Annotated in this window: 24 protein-coding genes; 18 read left to right on the top strand and 6 right to left on the bottom strand. The window is 58.9% G+C overall.

The window, feature by feature from the left end; translation table 11 throughout:
- From AC8GFZ_RS08565 to AC8GFZ_RS08520, 10 genes are all read left to right on the top strand, one after another.
- Window positions 1-382 (top strand): flagellin (locus AC8GFZ_RS08565; protein ID WP_506644393.1); only part of this gene is annotated, 382 nt, incomplete at its 5' end.
- Between the two features lie 43 nt (window positions 383-425).
- A complete protein-coding gene (locus AC8GFZ_RS08560; RefSeq protein ID WP_506644391.1) occupies window positions 426-734 on the top strand; it encodes a hypothetical protein in 309 nt (102 codons plus the stop codon).
- 159 nt (window positions 735-893) lie between these two features.
- The gene (locus AC8GFZ_RS08555; RefSeq protein ID WP_506644389.1) at window positions 894-2,552 is read left to right on the top strand and encodes a sigma 54-interacting transcriptional regulator; all 1,659 of its coding nucleotides are present in this window, start codon (window positions 894-896) and stop codon (window positions 2,550-2,552) included.
- Between the two features lie 11 nt (window positions 2,553-2,563).
- A complete protein-coding gene (gene fliE / locus AC8GFZ_RS08550; protein WP_506644387.1) occupies window positions 2,564-2,902 on the top strand; it encodes a flagellar hook-basal body complex protein FliE in 339 nt (112 codons plus the stop codon).
- Window positions 2,903-2,917: 15 nt separating this feature from the next.
- The gene (gene fliF, locus AC8GFZ_RS08545) at window positions 2,918-4,966 is read left to right on the top strand and encodes a flagellar basal-body MS-ring/collar protein FliF (RefSeq protein WP_506644385.1); all 2,049 of its coding nucleotides are present in this window, start codon (window positions 2,918-2,920) and stop codon (window positions 4,964-4,966) included.
- Between the two features lie 28 nt (window positions 4,967-4,994).
- Window positions 4,995-6,044: a flagellar motor switch protein FliG gene (gene fliG, locus AC8GFZ_RS08540; protein ID WP_506644383.1), complete on the top strand. Its 1,050-nt coding sequence runs from the start codon at window positions 4,995-4,997 to the stop codon at window positions 6,042-6,044.
- Window positions 6,037-7,299, top strand: a complete 1,263-nt coding sequence (locus tag AC8GFZ_RS08535) for a FliH/SctL family protein (protein ID WP_506644381.1) — start codon at window positions 6,037-6,039, stop codon at window positions 7,297-7,299. Before fliG ends, AC8GFZ_RS08535 begins: the two co-directional genes overlap by 8 nt.
- Window positions 7,292-7,978 carry a hypothetical protein gene (locus AC8GFZ_RS08530; RefSeq protein WP_506644379.1) on the top strand — a complete coding sequence of 229 codons (687 nt, stop codon included), beginning with the start codon at window positions 7,292-7,294 and terminating at the stop codon, window positions 7,976-7,978. The genes AC8GFZ_RS08535 and AC8GFZ_RS08530 overlap by 8 nt, the downstream gene beginning before the upstream one ends.
- Window positions 7,978-9,309, top strand: a complete 1,332-nt coding sequence (locus AC8GFZ_RS08525; protein WP_506644377.1) for a FliI/YscN family ATPase — start codon at window positions 7,978-7,980, stop codon at window positions 9,307-9,309. The genes AC8GFZ_RS08530 and AC8GFZ_RS08525 overlap by 1 nt, the downstream gene beginning before the upstream one ends.
- The gene (locus AC8GFZ_RS08520) at window positions 9,306-9,746 is read left to right on the top strand and encodes a flagellar FliJ family protein (RefSeq protein WP_506644375.1); all 441 of its coding nucleotides are present in this window, start codon (window positions 9,306-9,308) and stop codon (window positions 9,744-9,746) included. Before AC8GFZ_RS08525 ends, AC8GFZ_RS08520 begins: the two co-directional genes overlap by 4 nt.
- On the opposite strand, the gene AC8GFZ_RS08515 is transcribed toward AC8GFZ_RS08520, so the two are convergent.
- Both AC8GFZ_RS08515 and AC8GFZ_RS08510 read right to left on the bottom strand, forming a co-directional pair.
- A complete protein-coding gene (locus tag AC8GFZ_RS08515) occupies window positions 9,730-10,527 on the bottom strand; it encodes a hypothetical protein (protein WP_506644373.1) in 798 nt (265 codons plus the stop codon). The genes AC8GFZ_RS08520 and AC8GFZ_RS08515 overlap by 17 nt on opposite strands.
- Complete coding sequence (locus AC8GFZ_RS08510; RefSeq protein ID WP_506644371.1) at window positions 10,517-10,861, bottom strand: surface-adhesin E family protein; 345 nt, start codon at window positions 10,859-10,861, stop codon at window positions 10,517-10,519. Before AC8GFZ_RS08510 ends, AC8GFZ_RS08515 begins: the two co-directional genes overlap by 11 nt.
- A gap of 147 nt (window positions 10,862-11,008) precedes the next feature.
- On the opposite strand from AC8GFZ_RS08510, the gene AC8GFZ_RS08505 reads away from it, so the two are divergent.
- From AC8GFZ_RS08505 to AC8GFZ_RS08470, 8 genes are read left to right on the top strand one after another with little or no spacing between them, the layout of a single operon-like run.
- Window positions 11,009-11,341, top strand: coding sequence for a FliO/MopB family protein (locus tag AC8GFZ_RS08505; RefSeq protein ID WP_506644369.1), 333 nt, complete (start codon window positions 11,009-11,011; stop codon window positions 11,339-11,341).
- Between the two features lie 7 nt (window positions 11,342-11,348).
- Window positions 11,349-12,098: a flagellar type III secretion system pore protein FliP gene (gene fliP / locus AC8GFZ_RS08500; RefSeq protein ID WP_506644367.1), complete on the top strand. Its 750-nt coding sequence runs from the start codon at window positions 11,349-11,351 to the stop codon at window positions 12,096-12,098.
- 10 nt (window positions 12,099-12,108) lie between these two features.
- On the top strand, window positions 12,109-12,381 hold the full coding sequence (gene fliQ / locus AC8GFZ_RS08495; protein WP_506644365.1) for a flagellar biosynthesis protein FliQ: 273 nt from the start codon (window positions 12,109-12,111) through the stop codon (window positions 12,379-12,381).
- 9 nt (window positions 12,382-12,390) lie between these two features.
- The gene (gene fliR, locus AC8GFZ_RS08490) at window positions 12,391-13,158 is read left to right on the top strand and encodes a flagellar biosynthetic protein FliR (RefSeq protein WP_506644363.1); all 768 of its coding nucleotides are present in this window, start codon (window positions 12,391-12,393) and stop codon (window positions 13,156-13,158) included.
- Between the two features lie 3 nt (window positions 13,159-13,161).
- Complete coding sequence (gene flhB, locus AC8GFZ_RS08485) at window positions 13,162-14,301, top strand: flagellar biosynthesis protein FlhB (protein WP_506644361.1); 1,140 nt, start codon at window positions 13,162-13,164, stop codon at window positions 14,299-14,301.
- Window positions 14,302-14,317: 16 nt separating this feature from the next.
- Window positions 14,318-15,766 (top strand): hypothetical protein, encoded by a 1,449-nt coding sequence (locus tag AC8GFZ_RS08480; RefSeq protein WP_506644359.1) that lies wholly within the window; start codon window positions 14,318-14,320, stop codon window positions 15,764-15,766.
- Window positions 15,767-15,787: 21 nt separating this feature from the next.
- A complete protein-coding gene (locus tag AC8GFZ_RS08475; protein ID WP_506644357.1) occupies window positions 15,788-16,960 on the top strand; it encodes a hypothetical protein in 1,173 nt (390 codons plus the stop codon).
- A gap of 15 nt (window positions 16,961-16,975) precedes the next feature.
- The gene (locus AC8GFZ_RS08470; protein WP_506644355.1) at window positions 16,976-18,043 is read left to right on the top strand and encodes a hypothetical protein; all 1,068 of its coding nucleotides are present in this window, start codon (window positions 16,976-16,978) and stop codon (window positions 18,041-18,043) included.
- A gap of 12 nt (window positions 18,044-18,055) precedes the next feature.
- Here AC8GFZ_RS08470 and AC8GFZ_RS08465 read toward each other — a convergent pair whose 3' ends face one another.
- From AC8GFZ_RS08465 to AC8GFZ_RS08450, 4 genes are all read right to left on the bottom strand, one after another.
- A complete protein-coding gene (locus tag AC8GFZ_RS08465) occupies window positions 18,056-19,666 on the bottom strand; it encodes an FMN-binding glutamate synthase family protein (RefSeq protein ID WP_506644353.1) in 1,611 nt (536 codons plus the stop codon).
- A gap of 25 nt (window positions 19,667-19,691) precedes the next feature.
- A complete protein-coding gene (locus AC8GFZ_RS08460; protein WP_506644351.1) occupies window positions 19,692-20,243 on the bottom strand; it encodes a hypothetical protein in 552 nt (183 codons plus the stop codon).
- Complete coding sequence (locus tag AC8GFZ_RS08455; RefSeq protein WP_506644349.1) at window positions 20,240-21,184, bottom strand: nucleotide-binding protein; 945 nt, start codon at window positions 21,182-21,184, stop codon at window positions 20,240-20,242. Before AC8GFZ_RS08455 ends, AC8GFZ_RS08460 begins: the two co-directional genes overlap by 4 nt.
- Window positions 21,185-21,347: 163 nt before the next feature.
- Window positions 21,348-22,325: a Bug family tripartite tricarboxylate transporter substrate binding protein gene (locus AC8GFZ_RS08450; RefSeq protein WP_506644347.1), complete on the bottom strand. Its 978-nt coding sequence runs from the start codon at window positions 22,323-22,325 to the stop codon at window positions 21,348-21,350.
- Between the last annotated feature and the right edge of the window lie 110 nt (window positions 22,326-22,435).

The following is a 22,435-nucleotide window of genomic DNA, read 5'->3' as shown; positions in this document are numbered from 1 at the left end:
GAACCCCTTGGTGCCTGGTTCCACCATTCCCGAGGCGCTGCCTGGCGGCCCCAATTTGATGGGCAAACCGCTCACCCGCACCTTCATCAGCTCGCTGCAAGGCGCGCAAGATGTGCTCAAAAAGCTGGATGTGGCGATGGACAAGGTCAACCAAACCCGCGCCACCATGGGTGCGGTGATGAACCGGCTCGACCACGTGATCAACAACTTGACCAATGTGTCCATGAACCTGTCTGCCTCGCGCAGCCAGATCGAGGACGCCGACTACGCCTCGGCCAGCACAGAGTTGGCCAAGACGCAGATCATGCAGCAGGCAGCCACGGCAGTATTGGCGCAGGCCAATACCAGCCAGCAGTCGGTGATGAAGCTGTTGCAGGGTTGATGGCCTGACCTCAACCTGCACCGGTAAACCATGAGGCCCCATCGTGCCTGACCACACCGCCAACACAGGCGTGGGTGTCTACGCGAATGGACCCAACTGCATGAAGTGTCACTACTTCGCGGTCAGTTGGGACCCTGGAAAGCCGTATTCATGCCGTTTGATGGGCTTTAAAAGCCGTCGCTTGCCCGCCTTGGAGGTGCTCAGCACCGATGGCGCACCTTGCATGGGATTTGTCGAAAAACAAAATCCCTCACTGGCCATGCCATTGCCCGCCAAGTCAGACCCCAAGACGCCCGTCAAAGCAGCTGCCCCGTTGCGCAACCTGCGCTCGACCCAAGTGTGGGAAGCCTGAGGGCTTGTCGACACACCGGCCATGTCGGGTTTTCGTCTCAGCATTTAATTACAAACACATTAGGTTTCATTTTTAGCTTCACTTGACATTGAAAGGGTTGCATTAGAGGTTGGCACATCCCTTGCATAACAGTCTTACCTTAATTACAGGCTGTTCAAAGTGAATGCTTCTTCTGTCAACGCCATTCAAGCCGTCTGGTTGGACCCCTTCAGTCCACTGGCCGACGCCGATCGCGCTCAGCTCGATGCCGCTGGTATCAGCTTGCAAACCGTCGCTACCCTGGGTGAATTGCATGTGGCCTTGCGCCGCGCCCATGTGTTGATCATCCGCTTGGGTGACAACGCTGAGCTCTTGGGTGAAGTGCAAACCCTGATTGGCCAATTGGGTCACCGCATGCCGGTGATTTGCCGTGTCGAGCGCCGCCGCATGGAGGTCGCTGTGGACGCCATGCGCCTGGGTGCTTTGCATGTGCTGCCCGCCGATGAGTGGAGCACCCCGTTGTGGGCCGATGCCGTCGCCGCTTTGAACGTCAAGGCCCAAGCCCCTAAAAGTTTTGTGTTTGTCGATCCCGTCAGCCAACAGCTATTGGCCTTGGCCCAACGCGTGGCCCAAACCGAAGTCACCGCCTTGTTGGTCGGCCCCACGGGTGCCGGCAAAGAGGTGTTGGCCCGCGTGCTGCACGAAGCCTCGCCCCGCGCCAAAGGCCCGTTCGTGGCCCTCAATTGCGCGGCCTTGCCCGAGCACTTGATCGAAGACATGTTGTTTGGCCATGAAAAGGGTGCGTTCACTGGCGCGCACAAAGAACACAAAGGCATGTTCGAGCAAGCCCATGGCGGAACCGTGTTTTTGGACGAGATTGGCGAAATGCCCATCCATTTGCAAGCCAAGTTGCTGCGTGTGTTGCAAGAGAAAAAGCTCAACCGCTTGGGCGGCGAAGCCACCATTGATCTGGACGTGCGCTTGATCGCCGCCACCAACAAAGACCTGCGCGCTGCCATCGATGCGCGCGAATTCCGCGAAGACCTGTACTTTCGCATCAGCACTTTCCGCCTGCGCATCCAACCCCTGCGCGAGCGGGTGGGCGACATCTTGCCCTTGGTGGCGCAATCATTGGCGCGCCATGCCAAAGGCGGCGTGGCCTTGTCGGTGGAGCCCGATGCGCAAAAAATGTTGCTTCAGTACCCTTGGCCAGGCAATGTGCGGGAATTGGAAAACGTGGTGCAGCGTGCCGTGGTGCTGTGCACAGGCCGCACCATCACGCCTTCGCATTTGATGTTCGATGAAGCCATGGATGCGCAAGCCTCGTCCCCCGTGGCCTTGGGCCGCGACAACACCGGCGAAGCATCCGCCACAGATTTCGACACCCCATTGTTTGCGCCGCCTGCGCTCGCTGAAGCGGCACCGGCGGCGGACAGTGCGGCAGACCCCATGCCCATGCATTCAACCCTGGGGGTGCTGAAAAGCGCGGTCACCCATGCGATGAACGACGCGGCCAAGGCCATGCTCGTGGGTTTGCCAGCCAAAGGTGACCACAGTGACGTCAGTGCAGGCTGGTCCTTGCCCCCCACATTCGCCCCAGAGGCCGACAGCTTTTCATTCAGCCGCTTTGGCACCACCGATCCCATCCAGCCCACCTTGGACGGCTTGGACTTGCAACATGCCGTCAAAGTCAGCGAGCATCAAATGATCATGTCGGCCATCCAAACCACCGAAAGTCGTGTGGAAGCTGCCCGCAAACTGGGCATCAGCCCCCGCACCCTGCGCTACAAATTGGCGCAACTGCGCGAGCGTGGCATGCACCTGGCTTTTGCCGACTGAAGGGGTAAAGCATGATTGATCGCACATCCGCCACCAACATCCAGTCCATGCTGGAAACCATCCGTGCTTACCAAGCACAGGCCAGTGGCCAGGCGCAAAAAACCGAAGACACGGTGGCCCCCAAAGGCACACCCAGCTTCACCGATTCGGTCAAAAACCTGCTGGAAAAAGTCAATGACACCCAGGTGAAATCGACCCGCTTGCAAGAGGCCTATCAGCGTGGCGACGACATTCCCTTGACCGATGTGGTCTTGGGCATGCAAAAGTCGTCGCTGTCTTTTGAAGCCACCTTGCAGGTGCGCAACAAAGTGGTCAAAGCGTATGAAGAAATCATGAACATGCCCGTCTGAACTTAAGAGAACCCCATGGCAACAGCAACAATGAACACCGCGCTCACTGCGCCTGGCACCCCGCCCGCAGCGGGCGGCAATGAATCCAACGCGCCTGGGCGCAGCAGCGAAACCGGTTTGGCACCGGTGCGCAGCAATGACATCACCCGTGGTGCGGCCAGCACGGCCCTGACCGACCCGATGGGCATGGTGCGCGACATGATGCGCCAACCCACGGTGCGCAAGGTGCTGCCCCTGGCGGTGATTTTGCTGGTGGTGGCCGCTTTTGGTTTGGCCTCTTTGTCCATGAAAGCGCCGCCCTATCGCCCGCTGACCATGATGCTGTCCGAGGCCGACAAACAAGTGGCCTTGGAGGCCTTGAAAACCGCCGACTTCAAACCCGAAATCGACATCAACACCGGCCAAATCACCGTGCCGGCTGCGCGCTTTCATGAAGCCAAGATGCTGATTGCTTCCAAAGGCTTGCCGCGCAATGACCAACAAGGCATTGAGGGCCTCAAAGACATGCCCGCCATGACCACCAGCCAATTCATGGAGCAGGTGCGCTACAACAACGCCATGGAGCAAGAGCTGTCGCGCAGCATTGCCCAAATTGCCGGCATCAAAAGCGCCAGAGTCCACCTGGCCTCACCCAAACAAAGCGTGTTTGTGCGCGACCGCGTGCCGACCAAAGCTTCGGTCATCATCACCCGCGCGCCGGGTCGCGCCGTGTCGGCGGCCAACGTGACCGCCATCATCCAGTTGGTGTCGGCCAGCGTGCCCTATTTGGCCCCCGAAAACGTGTCGGTGGTCGACAACTTTGGCACCTTGATGAATGAAATGCTGGTCGAGCAGCCTTTGGGCTTGACATCGGCCCAGTTGCAGCAAAAGCAACAAATGGAAGACCTCTACCGCACCCGCTTGGTCCAGTTGCTCGCACCGATTGTGGGCGAGGCCAATGTCAGCGCCCAGGTCAGCATGACCCTGGACTTCAACCAAAACGAAATCACCACCGAAGACTTTGACCAGCGCAAAGAGGGCTCCAAAACCCGTTCTGAGTTGTATGTCGAAGACCGCAACACCATGCGGGACGCGATCGGCATCCCTGGCTCGCTCAGCAACACGCCGCCGGTGCCCAACATCAACCCAGCGGCTTCGGGCGACAACAACCCCGATCCGACCAAGGGTCAATCCGAAAAAGGCGTGCAAGTCACCGCCCGCAGCACCAAAAACTACGAACTCGATCGCCAAGTGCGCCACACCAAAACTGCCATGGGCAGCGTCCAGCGCCTGGGTGTCGGTGTGTTGATCAACGAGCGCCCCATTCCCGCTGGCATGAAAGTGGAAAAAGCCGCCGATGGCTCCACCCCCACCACCATTCCCTATACCCAAGAAGAGTTGGAGCGCCTGAACCAATTGGTGCGCGGTGCCGTGGGCTTCAAAGAAGACCGTGGCGACGTGGTCACCGTGGTGTCCACCCGTTTCGAGCCGCAAGTCGACCCCGACGCTGTGCCTTGGTACAAAGACGAATCCATTGCTGGCATGGCCAACAGCGCGGTGGTGGCCTTGTTGTTCCTGTTGTTCCTGTTCTTGGTGGTGCGCCCCATGGTGCGCAAGCTCACCACACCTGATTTTGACCCCGCCGTGATTGCGTCTGCTGCCGCCGATGCCGCTGCCCGTGAAGCCTCTGCCGGTGAACGACTCAAGGCCGAGCGGATTGCGATTGCCGTGGCCGAAGCCGCCGCCAAAGCGGTATCTGACAAAGCCGCTGTCGAGGCCGAAGCCGAGGCCAAAGCCAAAGAACAAGCCGAAGCCCTGGCCGCAGCGCAAGAAAAAGTGGCCGAACTCAGTGCCAAGGTGGAAACCATGGACGAGCCGCCGCAAGAGATTGAAATCCAAGACGGCGAGAGCCTGGAAGAGATCAAGGCGCGCATGTCCAGCCTCAAGCCCAAAAAGCCCACCATTTCGGCCGATATGCTCAACACCGCCAACACCTACGACGACAAAGTGGCCCTGATCCGCATGATCGTCTCCGATGACTCCACCCGGGTGGCGGGTGTGCTCAAAAACATGATTCAATCGTGATCTGAACAAGAGACTGCAGGACAGCAACATGGCCGACGATAAAAACCCCTTGGACCGCGCCAACTGGACGCCCAAATTGCGTGCCGAAATGGAGGCCATGACCAGCACCCAACGCGCAGCCGTGTTGATGCTGTTGCTCGGTGAAGACCAAGCGGCCAACATCATCAAATATCTCAACCCCAAAGAGGTGCAAGCCCTGGGGGCGGCCATGGTGGCTGCGGCCGACTTGTCGCAAGAGGCGGTGAATGTGGTGTTGGACGAATTTGTCGAGATGCTGAAAAACCAAACCAGCTTGAGTTTGGGCAATTCCGACTACGTGGAAAAAGTCATGCGCCGCGCCCTGGGCGATGACAAAGCCAATTCGGTGCTCAACCGCATCATGCCCGGACAAGGCACCAAGGGTTTGGACATCTTGAGCTGGATGGATGCGCGCGGCATTGCCGACATGATCCGCACCGAGCACCCACAGGTGATTGCCATCATCTTGTCCTTGCTCGACGGTGTGGTGGCGGCCGAGGTGTTGATCTTTTTGCCCGCTGAAGTGCGCCCCGAGGTGATTCAGCGCGTGGCCACCTTGGACACGGTGCAACCGGCGGCCATGGCGGAGCTGGAATCCATCATGAAGCAGCAGTTCTCCAAGAGTGCGTCGCAGCAGTCGTCGAGCTTTGGCGGCATCATGGCAGCGGCCAAGATCATGAATTTGACCAAGACCGAGTTGGAGTCTTCCATCATGCAAGGCCTGGGCGATATTGACCCAGATCTGATGATGAAGATCCAAGATCAAATGTTCACCTTTGACAACTTGGCCACGGTGGACAACAAAGGCGTGCAGGTGCTCATGCGCGCGGTCGAACCCGATTTGCTCATGACCGCCCTCAAAGGGGCCAGCGAAGAAGTGGCCAACCGTTTTTACGACAACATGTCCGAGCGTGCCCGTGGCATGTTCAAAGATGACATGGAAGCCAAAGGCCCGGTGCGTTTGTCCGACGTGGAAGAGGCACAAAAGAAAATCATGCGCCAAGCGCGCAAGCTGTCCGATTCGGGCGAGCTGATGCTGGGGGGCGCCGATTTTGTTTAAGCCCGACGCACTGGCGCCCGCAAACGCTTGGCACGGCGACCCCTTGTTGTCGACTGCGTCCAAGCACGCTGGTTTTTTGACTGCCGATTGGACGGCGGTGCCCAAAGTGGGCTTTGAGCGCGTGTTGATTCGCCAGCTCGAGGAGCACCCCTCGGCACGCGTGTTTGACGATTCGGTGGGCTTTGAGTTGGCTGACTACGAATTACGACCCGCCGCCAAAACGGCCGTGGCACCGGCCCCGGTGGCAGACGATGCGTTCACCGTGGATGCGGATGTCAGCCCTTTGTTGACCGAATCCGACACCGTTGTGACGGATGCGCCCCAGGTGCAGCTGGTCGAAGCGGTGCAAGCCAATGGGCGAACCGAAGATGCACATGCTGGGGCCAGTTTGGCATCGGCAGCGGATGAACAAGCGCCCAATGCCTTGGCTTTGTCCGCAAGCCATGACTTGGCACCCGCCACCGCCCCCGCCGAATCTGCCGCTGACCCGGCCATGTTGGCCCAATGGCGTGAACAAGCTTTTCAGGAAGGCTTGGCCCAAGGGCGCAGCGAAGGCTTGGCGCAAGGCCTTGAAGAAGGCGAGATCAAAGGGCGCAGCGACGGAGAGACAGCGGGCGAGCAACGTGGCATTGCCATGGGGCAAGCCCAGGCCCAGCAGGTGCAAGAAGAGCTGATGCAGGCTTTGCAAGAGCAAATGCAAGCGCAGGTCGATGCAGAGCTGAACTTGCTGCGCGAGGTCACGCAACGCGTGCAGGCCTTGGTGGAAAACCCCCAAGACCTGTACGAACCCCTCAAGCGCTTGGCTTTGCATGTGGCCGAGCAATTGGTCTTGGCCGAGTTGAATTTGTCGGGCAGCGCCATCGAGCGTTTGGTGCAACGTTGTTTGGATGAATTGGATTTTCACGGCCAAGGCCTTGTCACCATCGAGCTCAACCCCCAAGACAAAGCCCGCTTGGAGGAAAAAGCCGGCGACATGATGAAAAACATCCAATTGCAGGCGGTCACCCAGCTCAAGCCGGGCAGTGTGCGCGTGATCGCCAACGACACCCAGGTCGAAGACCTGGTGCAAACCCGTTTGCAGGCTTTGGCCCACAGCTTGTTGGGTCAGCCTGAAGTTTGGCGTGAGCAATCGTCGTTTTTCAACCAGCCCCTGGCACAGCGGGACACCGAGGTGACGGACGCCGCATCGCGCGACGTGGTGGACCCGCGCCAAGTGGTCGATGCGCGCCATTTGGGAGACATTGAACATGGTTGACCTGCTCAATGTGTTGTTGCGCGCTGTGATGTGCATCGCCTTCATCATGTGGGTGGTGCGGCCCATGCTCATGACCTTTAGCCGCCGCGAGTTGGACCATGCTGAAATTGAAGAGGCGGCCCAAATGGCCATCACCTCGGCTTTTCAAGCCTATAGCAATAACAACAACGCCAGCAACTATTACGACAACCCGCAGCTGGCGGTGTACATGGCCCAAAACCCAGACCTGCATATTCCCAGCGATGAAGAGCTGGCCCAACGACAAAAAGCCGCATTGGAGCAAGCCCAGGCTGATGAAGCCGCAGCCCAGCTGGCAGCCGCCAATCCCGAGGCTGAGGTGGTTGCCACCGAGGGTCCCACTGGTGAGGTCAGCGCCAGCGCTGGAACTGATCCGAATGCCACCACCGTGGCGCAGCAGTTGCCTGTCGAAGGCATACCTGCCGACGCCACAGCCGTGGCCGTGGTGGAGGGCACTGAAGGGGACGACGAAGGCGAAAGCTTGGCGCAAATGCGCGAACGCGTGAAGCTGGAGAACAAGCAGAAAAAGCCCACGATTCCCCCTGAATTGCTGCAAAACGCCAACAGCTATGAGGACCAATTGATGGTGGTGCGCATGATCGTGGACCAAGAGCAAAGCAGGGTAGCATCCGTCATCCGCAACATGATTCAGGTGAAGTGATGGCGCGCATTGTCGATTTTGACAGCGAGGTGACCCGCAGCATGGCCCAGCTGCGTGCGCCCGAGCCCCAGCGCAGCGGCACCTTGGTACGCTTGGTCGGGCTGACGCTGGAGACGCGCGGCATCATGGCCCCTTTGGGTGCCTGTTGCGAGGTGTTGGGCCGCCACGGTCACCGGGTGGAAGCCGAGGTGGTGGGCTTCAACGACAAAACTTTATTTTTGATGCCTTTCAGCGAGCCGACAGGCGTGGGCCCGGGCGACGTGGTGCGGGTGGTCAGCCACTCCTCCAACGTGAAGCTGGGACCGGCCTTGCTCGGGCGTGTGATCGACGGCCGTGGCGAACCCTTGGATGGTTTGCCCGCGCCGGAATGCCACGACACCTTGAGTTTGCTGGGTCGCCCCTTGAACCCCATGGAGCGCGGACCGATCGACAAGGTGCTCGATGTCGGGGTCAAGGCCATCAACGGCATGCTCACCATGGGGCGTGGGCAACGCATCGGTTTGGTGGCTGGCTCTGGCGTTGGCAAGAGTGTGTTGCTGGGCATGCTCACCCGATTCACCAAGGCCGATGTGGTGGTGATTGGTTTGATCGGTGAGCGCGGCCGAGAAGTGCAGGCCTTCATCAGCGAATCGCTGGGCAAAGAGGGCTTGGCCAAGTCGGTGGTGGTGGCGTCTCCGGCCAATGTGTCACCGGTGCTGCGCCTCAAAGCCACCCACATGACCCATGTGATTGCCGAATATTTTCGCGACCAAGGCCTGAATGTCTTGATGCTGGTCGACAGCCTCACCCGTGTGGCCCATGCCCAGCGTGAAATTGGCTTGGCCATTGGCGAGCCACCCACGGCCAAGGGTTACCCACCGTCGGTGTTTGCCTTGCTGCCCAATTTGATTGAGCGCGCCGGTGTGGGCCGCCATGGCGTGGGGTCAATCACGGCCATTTACACCGTGCTGGCCGAAGGCGACGACGCCTCCGACCCCATTGTGGACATTGCCCGTGCCTCCCTGGATGGCCAGGTGATGTTGTCGCGCAAATTGGCCGATGCGGCCCATTACCCCGCCATTGACCTGACCGGATCGATCTCACGGATCATGCAAAGCTTGCTCGATCCCAATGACCTCAAGCAAGCCAACCGCTTCCGCCGCATGTGGACGCTGTACCAGCAAAACCTGGACTTGATCCAGGTGGGCGCTTACGAGCGCGGCACCAACCCAGAGTTGGACGACGCCATACGCTTGCACGACCGCATGGTGTCGTTTTTGCAGCAAGACATGCACATCGACCAAGACTACGAAAGCACGCGCACTGAACTGCGCGCCTTGTTGGAATCATGAAAGCCCGTGCCGCCTGGCCCTTGCTGGCCCAAAAAGCTGAAGACGCGGTCAACGCGGTCATGGTGGAGTTGGTGGCCTCGCGCAAACGCATCGAGCATTTGCAAGACAGCCGCAGCCGCATGCTCACCATTTACGAAGACTATCGACAACGTGCTGCCCAGGCCCAAGAAAAGCTGCACACCATGGCAGAGACCACCAGCTATCGCCACTACATGCTTCAGTTGCAAGGCTTGGTGCAAAGGGTGGACAAAGATTTGGAGCTTGCGTTTCAAGACCAGCAGCAGATCAAGGTGAAACTGATCAAGGCAGAGCAGCACCAAATGCGCATGAAGTCTTTGGTGGAGCGCGATCTAGAAGCGATTCGCAAACACAACCGGGTGCAAGACCAAAAGCAAATGGACGCTTTGGGCCTGACGCTGTTTAATTTGCGTTCTTGACCCAGCCCGCTTGCAGCCAGTGCCAATGGCGCGGTTTGAAGGCCCAGGGGATCATTTGCCCGGGCGTTGGCGGTGGTAGTAGGTCGGCGGTGAGGTGGTCCAGCCACTCACCCTCAGCGCCGACGGATGCCAACAGGTGTTGCGCCCAGTCACTGTGGGTGAAGGTTCGCCCGGCATGCACCACGCCGCTGGTGTTGCGTTCAAACGCCAATGCCAAGGTGGCAGTGATCGCGGGTGGATGGGCGCGCACGCGACCCGAGTAGGCGTCGTGCACGCTGCCCCAGGGGTGGCCGCGCAGGTCGTGGTGCAACTGCCGCAAGCGATCTTGGGCCGCATCGGTATCGCCAAAGCGGTAACGCAGCTGGCCCAGCAAGTTATCAAACCACAGGCAGGCTTGCGGGTGCTGGGCGAGCAGGGCGGGTAAATGGGCGATGGCGTCGTGCCGGTGGTAGTGCAGCGCCACGCCGTGGGCGCGCAAATGTTTGGCGTGTCGGGCGCGAAACCACAGCCCGGCCAGGGGGTCGATGTCATAGGCATCAATGCGTTCAAAACGCTGCAAGAAGCTGGGCGGCATCATCCAACCCGCACTCGCGCCAATCAGCAGCAAATGGCGCCGTTGGGGGTGGATGCCTTCCAAATAAGCGGACAAGGCCTGCACCGTGGGTTGCCAGCGCTGACGCGATTGGTGGGCATGCAAGTGCCAGTTCAAGCCGCCCGTGCCGCCCGCGTGCCAAGCTTCGCTCAGCCAAGTCCACCAAGGCGTGCTGGGCTCAGTGGGCACACACCGCCTTCAGGATATTGGCCATGGGGGTGCTGGGTGGCACGCCCATCCAGTCTTGGAACACGCCTTCGCTCACCAGGACTTCGCCAGACAACCTGGAACCACTGTGAAACGACACCGTCAAGGCCCGCACCCGTTTGTCTTTGCAGTCGAATTCCATTTGCGCCCGGGTCGATTTGAAGCTTTGGCCCTGTTTGTTTTTTTGCGGGTCGCGGTAATCGAGCATGGTCCAGGCACGGCGCCGATCACCTTGGTGCTCAATTGCAGATGCATCGTAGTAATAAATGCCCAAATCGTGCAGGCCTGCGGAGCTCCATTGCGCGGCATGAGACAAGGCAGCGCAGAGCAAGAGGGGCCATACAGCAAGTCGACTGGAACAGTTCATGCTTAGATGATAACGCTGGACCTGTCGTGTCAAAAAATTGGCACGCGAGTTGAATCATTTGGTATTCATCAAAACCTGTTTTATCTGGACACATCAATGCAAGCCACCGATTGGTTTCAATACGCTTTCAGTGCCGTGGTCGTTTTGGCCACCTTGGGCGCTGTGTTGTGGATTTTGGTGCGGCGCAAAAATGCGTTTGCGCCCAAAGCCCAAGGCCGCAAGATTCAGCTGGTTGAAACCATGCCCTTGAGCCTCAAAAACAAACTGATGTTGGTGCAGGTGGACAACCAAATGGTGTTGCTCAGCGTCAACCCTCAAGACATCCACACCTTGCACGCTTGGCAACCCCAGACCGGCTCTGAGCCCAGCGCCGCCTCCCCCACGCCACCTGCCATCGATTTTCGGTCGGTGATGCAGTCCAAACTGTGAGAACCCCATGCGCAAAAACACATTGATCACGGTTTTGTTGTTGGTGGGCTTGCTGGTGATGGCACCGTGGGCGCAAGCCCAGGGCATTCCCATGCTCAATGTCAGCAATGCCAAGGGCGGTCAACAGTACAGCTTGACCTTGCAGCTGTTGGCCTTGATGACCACATTGACGCTATTGCCGTCGATGTTGGTGATGATGACCTCGTTTGTGCGCATCATCATCGTGTTGTCGCTGCTGCGCCAAGCACTGGGCACAGGTCAGACACCGCCCAACATGGTCTTGGTGGGCTTGGCGCTGTTTCTCACCTTGTTCATCATGTCGCCGGTGTTTGACAATATTTACCAAAATGCCTTGCTGCCTTACATGAACGGCAGCATGCCCTTTGAAAAGGCCTTGGCCTTGGCCGAAGCGCCGGTGCGCAACTTCATGACGCTGCAAACGCGCGAAGACGACATCACGATGTTCATGCAAATTGCACAGAAAAAAGAAGTGACCAGCGCTGCTGAAGTGCCCTTCACCACCTTGATGCCCGCCTTCATCACTTCCGAGCTGAAAAGCGCCTTCACCATAGGTTTCATGATCTATATCCCGTTTGTGGTGATTGATTTGATCGTGGCCAGCGTGCTGATGTCGATGGGCATGATGATGCTCTCGCCCATGATCATTTCCATGCCCTTCAAGCTGATGCTGTTTGTGTTGGTGGACGGCTGGTCCCTGATGATGGGTTCATTGGCCTCAAGTTTCATTTATAAATAAGGATTGCACCATGTTGGATTCCGCTTTGGTTGTGGATTTGGGACGCCAAGCCCTGTGGATGACCATGCTCATTTCAGCGCCTATTTTGGGCATTGGTTTGGTTGTGGGTTTGACGGTGGGCGTGTTTCAAGCGGCCACCTCGATCAACGAGCAGACCTTGAGCTTCATCCCCAAGTTGGTGGCGATGGGTGTGACCCTGGCCTTGGCCGGCGGCTGGATGATCAACACCATGGTGGATTACACCCGGGTGCTATTTGGCCGCATACCTACCTTGTTTGGTTGAGCGCAGACCATGAACCTGGAGATGCTCAACCTGCTGGACAAGTTTTATGCTGTGATCTGGCCGTTGCTGCGCATCTCTGCTTTTTTGGCGTTCGCCTCTATTTTTTCCATCCGAGCCGTTAACTTGCGCATCCGCGTGGTGATTGCTTTGGTGTTTGCTTTTTTCGTGTCGATGCAAATTGACATCCCTGTCATCGATCCCCTCACCGGCCCTGGTTTGGCGGAAATTTTCAATCAGGTGTTCATTGGCTTTGCCATGGGCATGATCATGCAAATTGCCACCGCTGGCGTGGTGGTGGCGGGCCAAGTGGTGTCGGGTTCCATGGGTTTGACCATGGCCACCTTGATCGACCCCAACGTGGGCAACGTGCCGGTCATCTCGGGTTTGTTCAATGTCTTGGGCACTTTGTTGTTTTTGGCCATGGGTGGCCATTTGATTGTGTTTGGCATTTTGTTGGACTCGTTCACCGTGTTTCCGATTGGCAAAAACCTGATGAGCCAAGATGTCTACGGCAAGATGCTGGCCTGGAGCGCCATGATGTTTTTGGCCTCGGTGCTGATTGCCTTGCCGGTGATGATGACCTTGTTGTTTGTCAACGTGGGCTTGGGCTTTGTGACCCGCGCCGCGCCGAGTTTGAATATTTTTTCGGTGGGTTTTTCGGCCATGTTGATGGCTGGCTTTGTCATTTTGTGGCTGGCCTTGCCCAGCACCGTGGGCCGGATGAACTGGCTGTGGGTTCAAACCTATGCGCAAATGCGCAATTTGTTATTGGGGTGACACATGGCTGACGACAGTGCAGAAAAAACCGAAGAACCGACAAGTCGGCGGCTGGAAAAGGCGCGTTCTGAAGGGCAGTTACCGCGTTCTCAGGAGTTGCCCATTGCGGCCATGGCTTTGGGCGCAGTCGGGTTTTTTAGCCTCATGGGTGGGTGGTTATTCAGTGGCATGAGCAAAATGTTTGTGTCCCAGTTGGAGTTTGACCGCAAGATCACCGACAAGGCGGATTTGCTGCCCGGGTATTTTGCGCAAGCCTTGGTGGACGCCTTTTTACTGATTCTGCCCATCATGTTGCTGATGTACTTCATTGCCATCGTATCGACCGTTTTGTCGGGTGGCATGGTGTTTTCTTTTGGCATGCTGGCACCCAAATTCAGCAAGCTCAACCCCTTGAGTGGTTTAAAACGCATTGTTGGAACCAAAGCATTGATCGAGCTGGGAAAGGCGATTGCCAAGTTTGTGGTGGTGGGCGGTATTTTGTTGTTGCAGGTGAGCAACCACATGGAGGAGTTGCTCAGCTTGGCCAATACGGACTTGAACCAAGCCATGGCGGTTGCGGGCAAATTGATTGTGGACGCCTGCTTTTGGCTGGCCATGGGCCTGTTGCTGATTGCCATGATTGATGTGCCCATCCAGCATTACCAGGTGCACAAAAAGCTGATGATGTCGCGTCAAGAGGTGAAGGACGAGATGAAAAATTCTGAAGGTTCACCGGAGATCAAGCAAAAAATCAAACAGCGCCAACGCGAAATGGCCAACAACAAAATGATGGCCAAAGTGAAAGACGCGGACGTGGTGATCACCAACCCGCAGCACTTTGCCGTGGCTTTGTCCTACGACCCCAATGGCGAGGGCGCACCGATTTTGTTGGCCAAGGGCAGCGATGAAATGGCGCGGCGCATCCGTGAGGAGGCGCAGGCCCATGCGGTGGAATTGTTCCCCGCCCCCGAGTTGGCCCGTGCTTTGTACTTCACCACCCAAGTTGATGAACCCATCCCTGAAGGCCTGTACCACGCGGTGGCCCAAGTGATTGCTTATGTGTTCAGCTTGAACCAGTCTTATGCCGCTGGCGAGGGCGTGTTGAAGCCCGTCCCGGTTGTGCCTGAGAATATGCGCTTTGACAGCAACGGTTTGCCAGTTTGATGGGATGGATGGACAAATGAGCAGTGTGTACCAAAGCCCGGGCGACAAGATGCGCTATGAGATCTTGGTCAAGTCCTTGATCGAGGGGCGTTTGAACCTGGCTGTGCTCAGTGAAAGCGACCTGACCCTGGACTTTTACGCCAACGCCATTCACGACGATTTGCGCGCCCGGGGTGAGCGCATGGTGGAGTTTTGTTTTTCTGCCGACTCGGCCAAACTGGTCGAAATGTTCAACGGCATTTTGTCTGAACTCACGGTGTCGCAAGCGCGGGACAAGCAGGTCAAGAGCGCACCCAAGCGCTATTTGATTTTTCGCGACATCATGGCCATGCAAGAGTTTGAGTTGCAATTGTTGGCCCGTTTGGTCAACGGCTTCCCAGCCAGCAACATCAATGTGGTGTTGTTGGTCAATTCCAGCGCATCGCACACCAGCAAGTTACAAACCTTTGGCAAAAACCTGTTGACCTGGGAGGTCGAAGGCGAGCCCGGCTCCGTCAAGGCCGAAGCGCCCGAACCACGCGGTTGGGCCAAGAGCGCCGAGCGCGAGCCCTGGCTGGCCCCCGCTGAACCCAGCGCCACGCCCATCAGCAAGCCCGCATCCCCCGCGGTGGCATCCACCGCGAACACTCGCAAAGACGAGCCCCCCTTGGCCCCCGATCTGGGCAAGCTCTCACCCAAAGACATCGCCGCTGAGGGTGATGCGACCGATCCCTGGGTGCCGGCCCAAGCGGCTGCGCCGCGCAAAGGCCTGGTGTGGGCCCTGGCGGTGGTGCTGATCTCGTTGGTGACGTTTGGCTTCATGTACAGCGACTTGTTGGTGCAAGAGTTCACCGCACTGAACAACTACATCAACCGCACGCCTGCACCCGCTGCTGCCCCCGCTGCACCTGCGGCCAGCGTGGGCATGGCCACTTCGGTCCCTGCGCCGCCCATCAATCCCACCGAATCTTTGGGGGACAAAGAAGAAATCGTTGACACCAAGCAGGCCGCCCCCACAGACGCAGCCCCTGCCGTCGCCCCTTTGCCGGCACCCCCCGCACCAGCGCCCGAAAAAGTGGCTGCCGAGGCCAAAGCGGAGGCCGTCAAACCCGCCACCGAAGCGGTCAAACCCAAGGCCGAAGCGGTCAAACCCGGATTGAGCGACAAGGCCGCAGCAGCCACCCAGGGCAGCTCACAAGATGGCGCCAACTGGGCGCGCCAATTGCCTGAAAAGAGTTTTGTGTTGCAACATGCGGCCTTTGATGCTTTGGACGATGCGTTGGCTGCGCAAAACAAATCCCCCGCTTTGGCCAATGCCCTGTTGTTGATGGCCAGCAAGAAAAATGGTGCCAAATATTTCATCATCGTCACCGGCCCGTACGAAAACCGGCTGGCCGCCGAAGGCGCCATGAAAGCCGAGCCCGCATTCGCCAAGTCGTGGATGCGTTCTGCACAGTCGGTCAAGCAGCAATACGCTGCCCTTTGACACCCCACACAGGAGCCGTCCATGGGTGAAGAAATTTTTGGCGATAAATCTCCACACCAGGTCAGTGTGTCTGAGGGGTCGGGCAATGCCGGAAGCTCTCGGAACCGATCGGGCAAATTCAAAGCCGACACTTCGCGCCGCATCAGCGTCGACGCGGATGAAGGCGAGATGGTGTCGCGCCACATCAGCAGCGACGGCGAAACCCATGTGACGGGTGGCCCGGGCCGCAACAACCCCGACCCGTTGGCTGCCCACCCAGAGAACGGCCACCCTGGGGGCACGCAGCAAAACACCGGCGATGACCGAACTGGGCCCATGCTGGGGCGTGAGGGCCTGTCCGACCGTTCTCTGTCTGTGAGCGAAGGATCGGCTGAAGAAAACCGCCAAGCCTTGCCCGGCAATGTAGCCCAGGCCACGCAGCGGCTCCGCATCCCAGCGACAGATGCGGCAGACAACCAGCAGCTGTTGCCCGACACCGACGCCGCTGCGCCCAACTTGGCGCGATTGCCCGCTCAAGGCGATGTGTCAAATCGCATCGCCTTGCCCGACATGGCCGACAGCGATGCGGGCCAGGGCCCCATCATCGAAGCCGATGGCTCGCGCCATTCGCCATCGGTGACCGGCACGGAATCTGCACCCGCGAGCGGCCCGGCGATAGAGCCTTCCAACTATCCGCATGCTGCTCCATTGGCGAAGTCTGACCCCACCGACCACCACGAAGGCTTGGTTTCCGTGGGACACAGCGACAACATGGTGCCCGTGCAAGGCGTTGGTTTGGCCGATCGACATGTGCCAGTGCCTGGCGAAGACGGCCCTGCCGACAACCGGCAAGCCGTGGACTCCCAGGCCTTGCAGGACCGCCACGAACCCGCCCCAGGCCCAGCGCGGGCTTCAAATGTGCAGCATTTGCCCACCGGCGATGGGGTGCTGGCGCACGCGGACATCGGCCATGCTCAGCCCAATGACGGGCATGAAAATGACGAAAATATTGATGAAAATGAGGCGTTTGCGCCCACTCACATGGATGATGGGGCCGAGCTGGCCATGGCCGAGGTGGGGGAAGAAAGCCATCCAGCGCCTCAAGCCATCAAGCTTCAAGCCGATCTATGGCGTGAGGGGTTTCGCGGCCGGGTGGCACAGATCAAGGAGCAAGTGGCCTTGATCCATGAAAACCTCGACAAGCTCGAAAAGTAAAAAACGGAACAACACATGTCGGACGAGAACAAGGGCCAAGACACCGAGCCCACACTGCAAGACCCCAACGGCGCGGACGCTGCGTCCGAGCACGGTCACGCCAGTCATCTCGACGACGTGGCCGCCGAGGTTCAGGCGGCTTCAGAAGCCCTGGCCGAACTGTCTGGCCAACCGCTGGACGCCGATGAGGTCGCCCGCCAGTTGGAGGAAATCACCAATGTGGTGTTGAACTCGGCCGAGGTGTCCACCCGATCGGCGTCAGTGGCGGCCAGCATTGGTCACCAATTGCGCGCCGTCAGCAATGACATCACCGATAACAACAAACGCAGTGTGTTGCATTCACGGGTCATCATGGGTGTGTTCATGCTGTTTGTGGCGGTGGCGGTGGGGACCTTCTTTGCCATCTCCACCCGCATGCAGCAAAACATTCGCCAGCTCGACACCATCACCACCGCCGCGGCCAAGCGCGTCATCGAACTCGACGCGGCCATCAGCTACTCTGTGGACTCGACCAAACGCCAACAAGAGTTGCAAGACAAGCAGGCCGAGTTCACCGAAAGCCAGACCAAGATCACCGCGCGGCTCGATGACATGAGCAAAGCGGTTTTGGCCCTGCCCCAATCGGTGGCCGATCAAAACACCAAGGCCAACGACGCCAAAATGGCCGCCTTGGAGAAAAAGCTTCAAAGCCTAGAGACCAAGCTGCAAACCTTGGTGGACAAACCCGCGCCCAGCATGGGCCCGAGCCAGCAAGCGCTGATGGCCGACAAGCAGGCCTTGACGGCAGAAAAGCAAAACCTGAACGCCGAAAACCAAAGGCTGAAAAAAGAGATCGACAACCTCGCGGCCAAGTTGCGCGAAAAACCCCCTGCGCCCAAACCGGCCGTGGCCGAACCCAAGCCCACGCCACCGCCCAAGCCTGCGCCCAAACCCGCACCTGCGCCCAAAGCCGAGGTTCAGCCCGAGCCCAAGCCCATTCCTGCGCCGGTGGCCGTGGCACCAGAGCCGCGCCCCGTGGTCCCAGCGGTGCCTCAAACCCCGCCCCGCGAGCGGCCCATTCAGTACCCGCGACCAGCCGACTGACAGCGACGCCGTTCAGGCAAAGCGCGATGCGCTGGCCATGGGGTATTGGTTGAACGGTGCGGGCAAAGCGCCGGCACCTTCCAGCAAAGCATTGGCTGGCAATTGGGTGAACAAATCAGACAAAGGCTTTGACTCGGTATCGCTGACACGGCGCATGATGTGGCGCAGCGCCAAATCTTGCGGTTGGTGCAAGCCAGCGGCCTCCAGCAGTTCTTTGAGCGCTTCCAAGGTGTGGTGGTGAAAGTGCAGCACGCGTTGTGCTTTGTCGGGCACCACCAGGGCGATTTGGCGTTTCGGGTCTTGGGTGGTCACACCCGTGGGGCAGTTGCCGGTGTGACAGGTTTGCGCTTGGATGCAGCCCAGGGCAAACATGAAGCCACGGGCGCTGTTGCACCAATCGGCGCCCAAAGCCAAGGTGCGCGCCACATCAAAAGCACTGATGATTTTGCCGCTCGCCCCCAGGCGGATGTGCTCGCGCAAGCCCACGCCCACCAGCGTGTTGTGCACCAAGCGCAGGCCTTCTTGCATGGGCGTGCCCATGTGGTCCGAAAACTCCAAGGGTGCAGCACCGGTGCCACCTTCGGCGCCGTCGATGACGATAAAGTCAGGGCGGATACCGGTGTGCAGCATGGCATGCACGATGCCAAACCATTCCCAGGGGTGGCCGATGCACAGCTTCATGCCCACCGGTTTGCCTTGCGACAAGGTGCGCAGCTCTTGCACAAAGGCCATCAACTCCAGTGGTGTTGAAAACCGGCTGTGGGCGGCGGGGGAGACGCAATCCACGCCCTCGGGCACGCCACGGGCTTGGGCGATTTCGGGGGTCACCTTGGGGCCGGGCAGCACGCCGCCATGACCGGGCTTGGCCCCTTGGCTGAGTTTGATCTCCACCATCTTGACTTGCGGGTCGCGGGCTTGGGCGGCAAATTTTTCGGGGTCGAAGTTGCCTTGTGCATCGCGGCAACCGAAATAACCTGAGCCAATCTCCCAGATCAGGTCCCCGCCATGCAGCCGGTGGTGGCTGGAGATGGAGCCTTCGCCGGTGTCATGGGCAAAGCCGCCCAACTTGGCCCCTTGGTTCAAAGCCATGATGGCGTTGGCACTCAAAGCGCCGAAACTCATGGCCGACACATTGAACAAGCTCATCGAATAAGGCTGGGTGCATTGGTCGCCGCCCACCGGCACGCGAAAGTCGTGGGTTTCAATCCGGCTGGGGGCGATGGAGTGGGTCAGCCACTCATAGCCCAAGGCGCGCAGATCGAGTTGGGTGCCAAAAGGCCGTTTGTCCGACTGCCCCTTGGCCCGTGCGTAAACCAAAGAGCGTTGCGCACGAGAAAAGGGCGCTGCGTCGGTTTCGCTTTCTAAAAAATACTGTCGAATTTCAGGCCGGATGTACTCCAACATGAAGCGCAAGTGGCCAATGATGGGGTAGTTGCGCAACACGGCATGGTGTTGCTGTTTCAGGTCATAGGCCCCAATGGCGGTGAGCGCTCCAAAAAAAAGCAACCACAACACATGCCCTGCCCCGGCAAAGACCATCAAAGCCGACAGGCTAAAGCCCGCCATGGCGACCAAAAAAGCCGTGTAGCGGATCGGGTAAATTTGATTCAGGCGTTCAAGCATGTCTGATTCCGCCCAATGGAGCGGCCTATTCTGGGGGATGTTGCAAGCGGGTGGCCAAGCGATTTTGCGCCAAAGTTGAAACCTCGCTGCGCAGGCGCGCTTGCACCAATTGGTGATCGGCGATGCGCTGAACCAGATGCAAGTCATTCAAGATGGTGCTGCGCAAGTCCAGCAACTGGGCTTCGATCGTGGCCAACTCTTCGCGCAGGCGCTTTTGTTCGCGCATGCCTTGGTTGAGTCGGGCCACTTCTGCGGCGATGCGCTGCCAGTGGTCGGTCAACTCATCGGTGGGCGGGGTATGCAGTTGCTCGAGCAGCTCGCCCAACAAAGGGTCGCGCAGGCCTTCGCCCAAGTGGCTGTCAAAGGTGGGCGTGGGACTGGCGCTGTGGCCAGCGCTTTGCAAGTCCTCAGTCGGCACAAGGTCTGCGGCGTCCAGGGTCGGTTCATCTGGAGGGACCAACGCCGTGATGGCGGGGTCAGTCGCTGGCCCAGGCGTGACCCAGCCTTGATCCGGAATGTATTGTTTGAGCCCCTTGCGGGGGATGAATCGGCTGGTCTTCATGCGCGTGGCGTTCACGGTTTGGTGTCCACAGCGGTGCGTGCCATGCGGCGCAAAAACTGCGGTATCCCCAAGGCGGTCATGCTGCGAGCAGCCAATGAAGCGGGTTCTTTTTCGAGCACCTTGCGCTGGCGGTGTTGGCCCAGCACCGAGTGTTGTGGGCTGGCCGAGGCCTGGGCCAAAATGCCTGCCCCCGTGCTGGGCATCGCTGCCGTGGTTGCACCTGGCAAGGGGTTGTTGCGCCGACCCAAGATGGGCCCAGCAGGGGCTCGGGTGGTGCGCAGCGCGGCTTCGCGGTTGTGCATATCGCGCACTTCGCACACGGCGCGGGCAAACTCCAAGAACGATTGGCCGCAGTCGTTGCGCGCATCCATCAGGTAGCCGCGCTGGAACATGTCGCGCGCGGTTTGCGACTCCAACACGGGCGGTGCCAGCATGAAGCTGACCGGAAAACGCTGCATGGAGAACATGTCGGTCTCAAGTTGTTCCAAGGTGACCCGTGTCGGGCACAGCAACAAGGTGGGCGAGCGCAGGGTGGCTGAGTCAAACACCCAGCGGTGGCGGGCCAAAAAGCCGGCCGTGGTGGCCATTTCTATCTCTGACACCGAGGTGGGCACGATGATCAGATCAAACTCAAACATCAGCTCGGCCGCGATGGCGTCGCTCCAGGTCAGGTCGCACACCACCACCTCGCTGCTGCTGGCAGCGCGGCGCAGGTGCAACCGCGCTTCCAAAATGGGCCGGTTACCGCCTTTGTCCAAGGGCAGATGCTCGTGCAAGACCACCACGCCAACCTGAGGTGCTTGTTTCAGCCAGGTGCTGGATGACCCGTGTGAGTCCCAATCGATCAGCGTGGTCTCCAAGGCCATGCGACGGCGAAAAAACGCCGCCAAGTTGGCCGAAACCGTGCTTTTGCCCACGCCGCCCTTTTGGCTGGTCACCAAAATTTTGTATGCCATGTCGATCAACCTTTTTGTTGCCAACTGCCCGAGAAGTCGCAAGTGTTTTAAATCAACTACTTGCGAATATTTCCTCGTGCAGGGGATCGGATGTTATCCGGAACCCTTTGTATGTCAACAAAACTGTTGCTGAAATGTTAAATACGCAAAAAGCATTAAAAAATTAAATTACCTTGGCCAGGCCCAATTTTTCGATCAAGCGCTTTTCGCTGGCATAGGTGCGCTGGGCAAAGCGGGCATATTCATCGCTGCCCATGTAAATCACCGGTTGGTCGTACTTTTCAAAGCTGGCGATGACCTGTGGATCTTCCAAGGATTTTTTGAACGCCTCGTCCAAGCGTTTGGTCAAGGCCGGGTCCATGCCGCGTGGGGCGCCAATGCCAAAGGGTGAATCGGACACCGTTTCAAAGCCCAGCTCGTTCAAGGTGGGCACCTGCGACCAGCGTTTGGTGCGCTTGCTGCCGTAGGTGGCGAGCAAGCGCATGGTGCCTGCGTCCACATGCGGGGCCCAACCGGTGGCATCGCTGTGCGCCGCGATATGGCCTCCCAGCAAAGCCTGCAGCCCGTCGCTGCTGCCTTTGAAGGGCACGTGCTGCAATTCAATGCCCGCCTTCAGGGCGAACTCTTCCACCGCCAAGTGGGGGGTGGTGCCGGTGCCGGTGGAGCCATAGGTGAACTTGCCCGGGTTGGCCTTGGCAAAGGTGACCAGGTCTTTGATGCTTTTATAAGGACTGTCCGCACGCACCGCCATGCCAAAGGTATAGCCGGTTAAGCAGGCGATATAGGTGAAGTCGCTCAAGGGATTGAAGATCATTTTTTGCATGTGCGGCAGTCGCAATACGCCGATGGTGAGTTGCGACAAGGTGTAGCCATCGGGCTTGGCCGATACCAGCTCATTGGGGCCGAGCATGCCGCTGGCACCGGGTTTGTTCTCGACCACCATGGTGCCGCCCAGCACGCGCCCCGTGGCGTCGGCCAGCGCGCGCATGACCTGATCGCTGGAGCCGCCAGCGGGCCACGGACAAATGAGCTTGATCGGACGATTGGGGTAGGACGCTTGCGACCAGGCCGGTGCGGCCAATGTGCCAGCGCCCACGGCCAAGGTTTTGAGCAAGCTGCGGCGAGAGGGTGCGGTCTTCATGGATGAACCTCAAAGTTGAAAATGGTTGGCGCGGGCCACAACGTCAACCCACCCCTGTATTTTCAAGGGCCTGGGTGGCGGGTCATACAGGGTTCATATGGAAGTGAAAA

It is taken from the genome of Limnohabitans rimovensis (SeqCode) (assembly GCF_965234775.1).
Taxonomy (GTDB): domain Bacteria; phylum Pseudomonadota; class Gammaproteobacteria; order Burkholderiales; family Burkholderiaceae_C; genus Limnohabitans; species Limnohabitans rimovensis.
This window is presented reverse-complemented; position numbering and strand designations above follow the sequence as displayed.

Coding starts and splice junctions, on each gene's coding strand:
- fliE (WP_506644387.1), top strand. CDS start 2,564: ATGATTGATCGCACATCCGCCACCAACATCCAGTCCATGCTGGAAACC.
- fliF (WP_506644385.1), top strand. CDS start 2,918: ATGGCAACAGCAACAATGAACACCGCGCTCACTGCGCCTGGCACCCCG.
- fliG (WP_506644383.1), top strand. CDS start 4,995: ATGGCCGACGATAAAAACCCCTTGGACCGCGCCAACTGGACGCCCAAA.
- AC8GFZ_RS08530 (WP_506644379.1), top strand. CDS start 7,292: ATGGTTGACCTGCTCAATGTGTTGTTGCGCGCTGTGATGTGCATCGCC.
- AC8GFZ_RS08525 (WP_506644377.1), top strand. CDS start 7,978: ATGGCGCGCATTGTCGATTTTGACAGCGAGGTGACCCGCAGCATGGCC.
- AC8GFZ_RS08520 (WP_506644375.1), top strand. CDS start 9,306: ATGAAAGCCCGTGCCGCCTGGCCCTTGCTGGCCCAAAAAGCTGAAGAC.
- AC8GFZ_RS08505 (WP_506644369.1), top strand. CDS start 11,009: ATGCAAGCCACCGATTGGTTTCAATACGCTTTCAGTGCCGTGGTCGTT.
- fliP (WP_506644367.1), top strand. CDS start 11,349: ATGCGCAAAAACACATTGATCACGGTTTTGTTGTTGGTGGGCTTGCTG.
- fliQ (WP_506644365.1), top strand. CDS start 12,109: ATGTTGGATTCCGCTTTGGTTGTGGATTTGGGACGCCAAGCCCTGTGG.
- fliR (WP_506644363.1), top strand. CDS start 12,391: ATGAACCTGGAGATGCTCAACCTGCTGGACAAGTTTTATGCTGTGATC.
- flhB (WP_506644361.1), top strand. CDS start 13,162: ATGGCTGACGACAGTGCAGAAAAAACCGAAGAACCGACAAGTCGGCGG.
- AC8GFZ_RS08480 (WP_506644359.1), top strand. CDS start 14,318: ATGAGCAGTGTGTACCAAAGCCCGGGCGACAAGATGCGCTATGAGATC.
- AC8GFZ_RS08475 (WP_506644357.1), top strand. CDS start 15,788: ATGGGTGAAGAAATTTTTGGCGATAAATCTCCACACCAGGTCAGTGTG.
- AC8GFZ_RS08470 (WP_506644355.1), top strand. CDS start 16,976: ATGTCGGACGAGAACAAGGGCCAAGACACCGAGCCCACACTGCAAGAC.
- AC8GFZ_RS08465 (WP_506644353.1), bottom strand. CDS start 19,666: ATGCTTGAACGCCTGAATCAAATTTACCCGATCCGCTACACGGCTTTT.
- AC8GFZ_RS08455 (WP_506644349.1), bottom strand. CDS start 21,184: ATGGCATACAAAATTTTGGTGACCAGCCAAAAGGGCGGCGTGGGCAAA.
- AC8GFZ_RS08450 (WP_506644347.1), bottom strand. CDS start 22,325: ATGAAGACCGCACCCTCTCGCCGCAGCTTGCTCAAAACCTTGGCCGTG.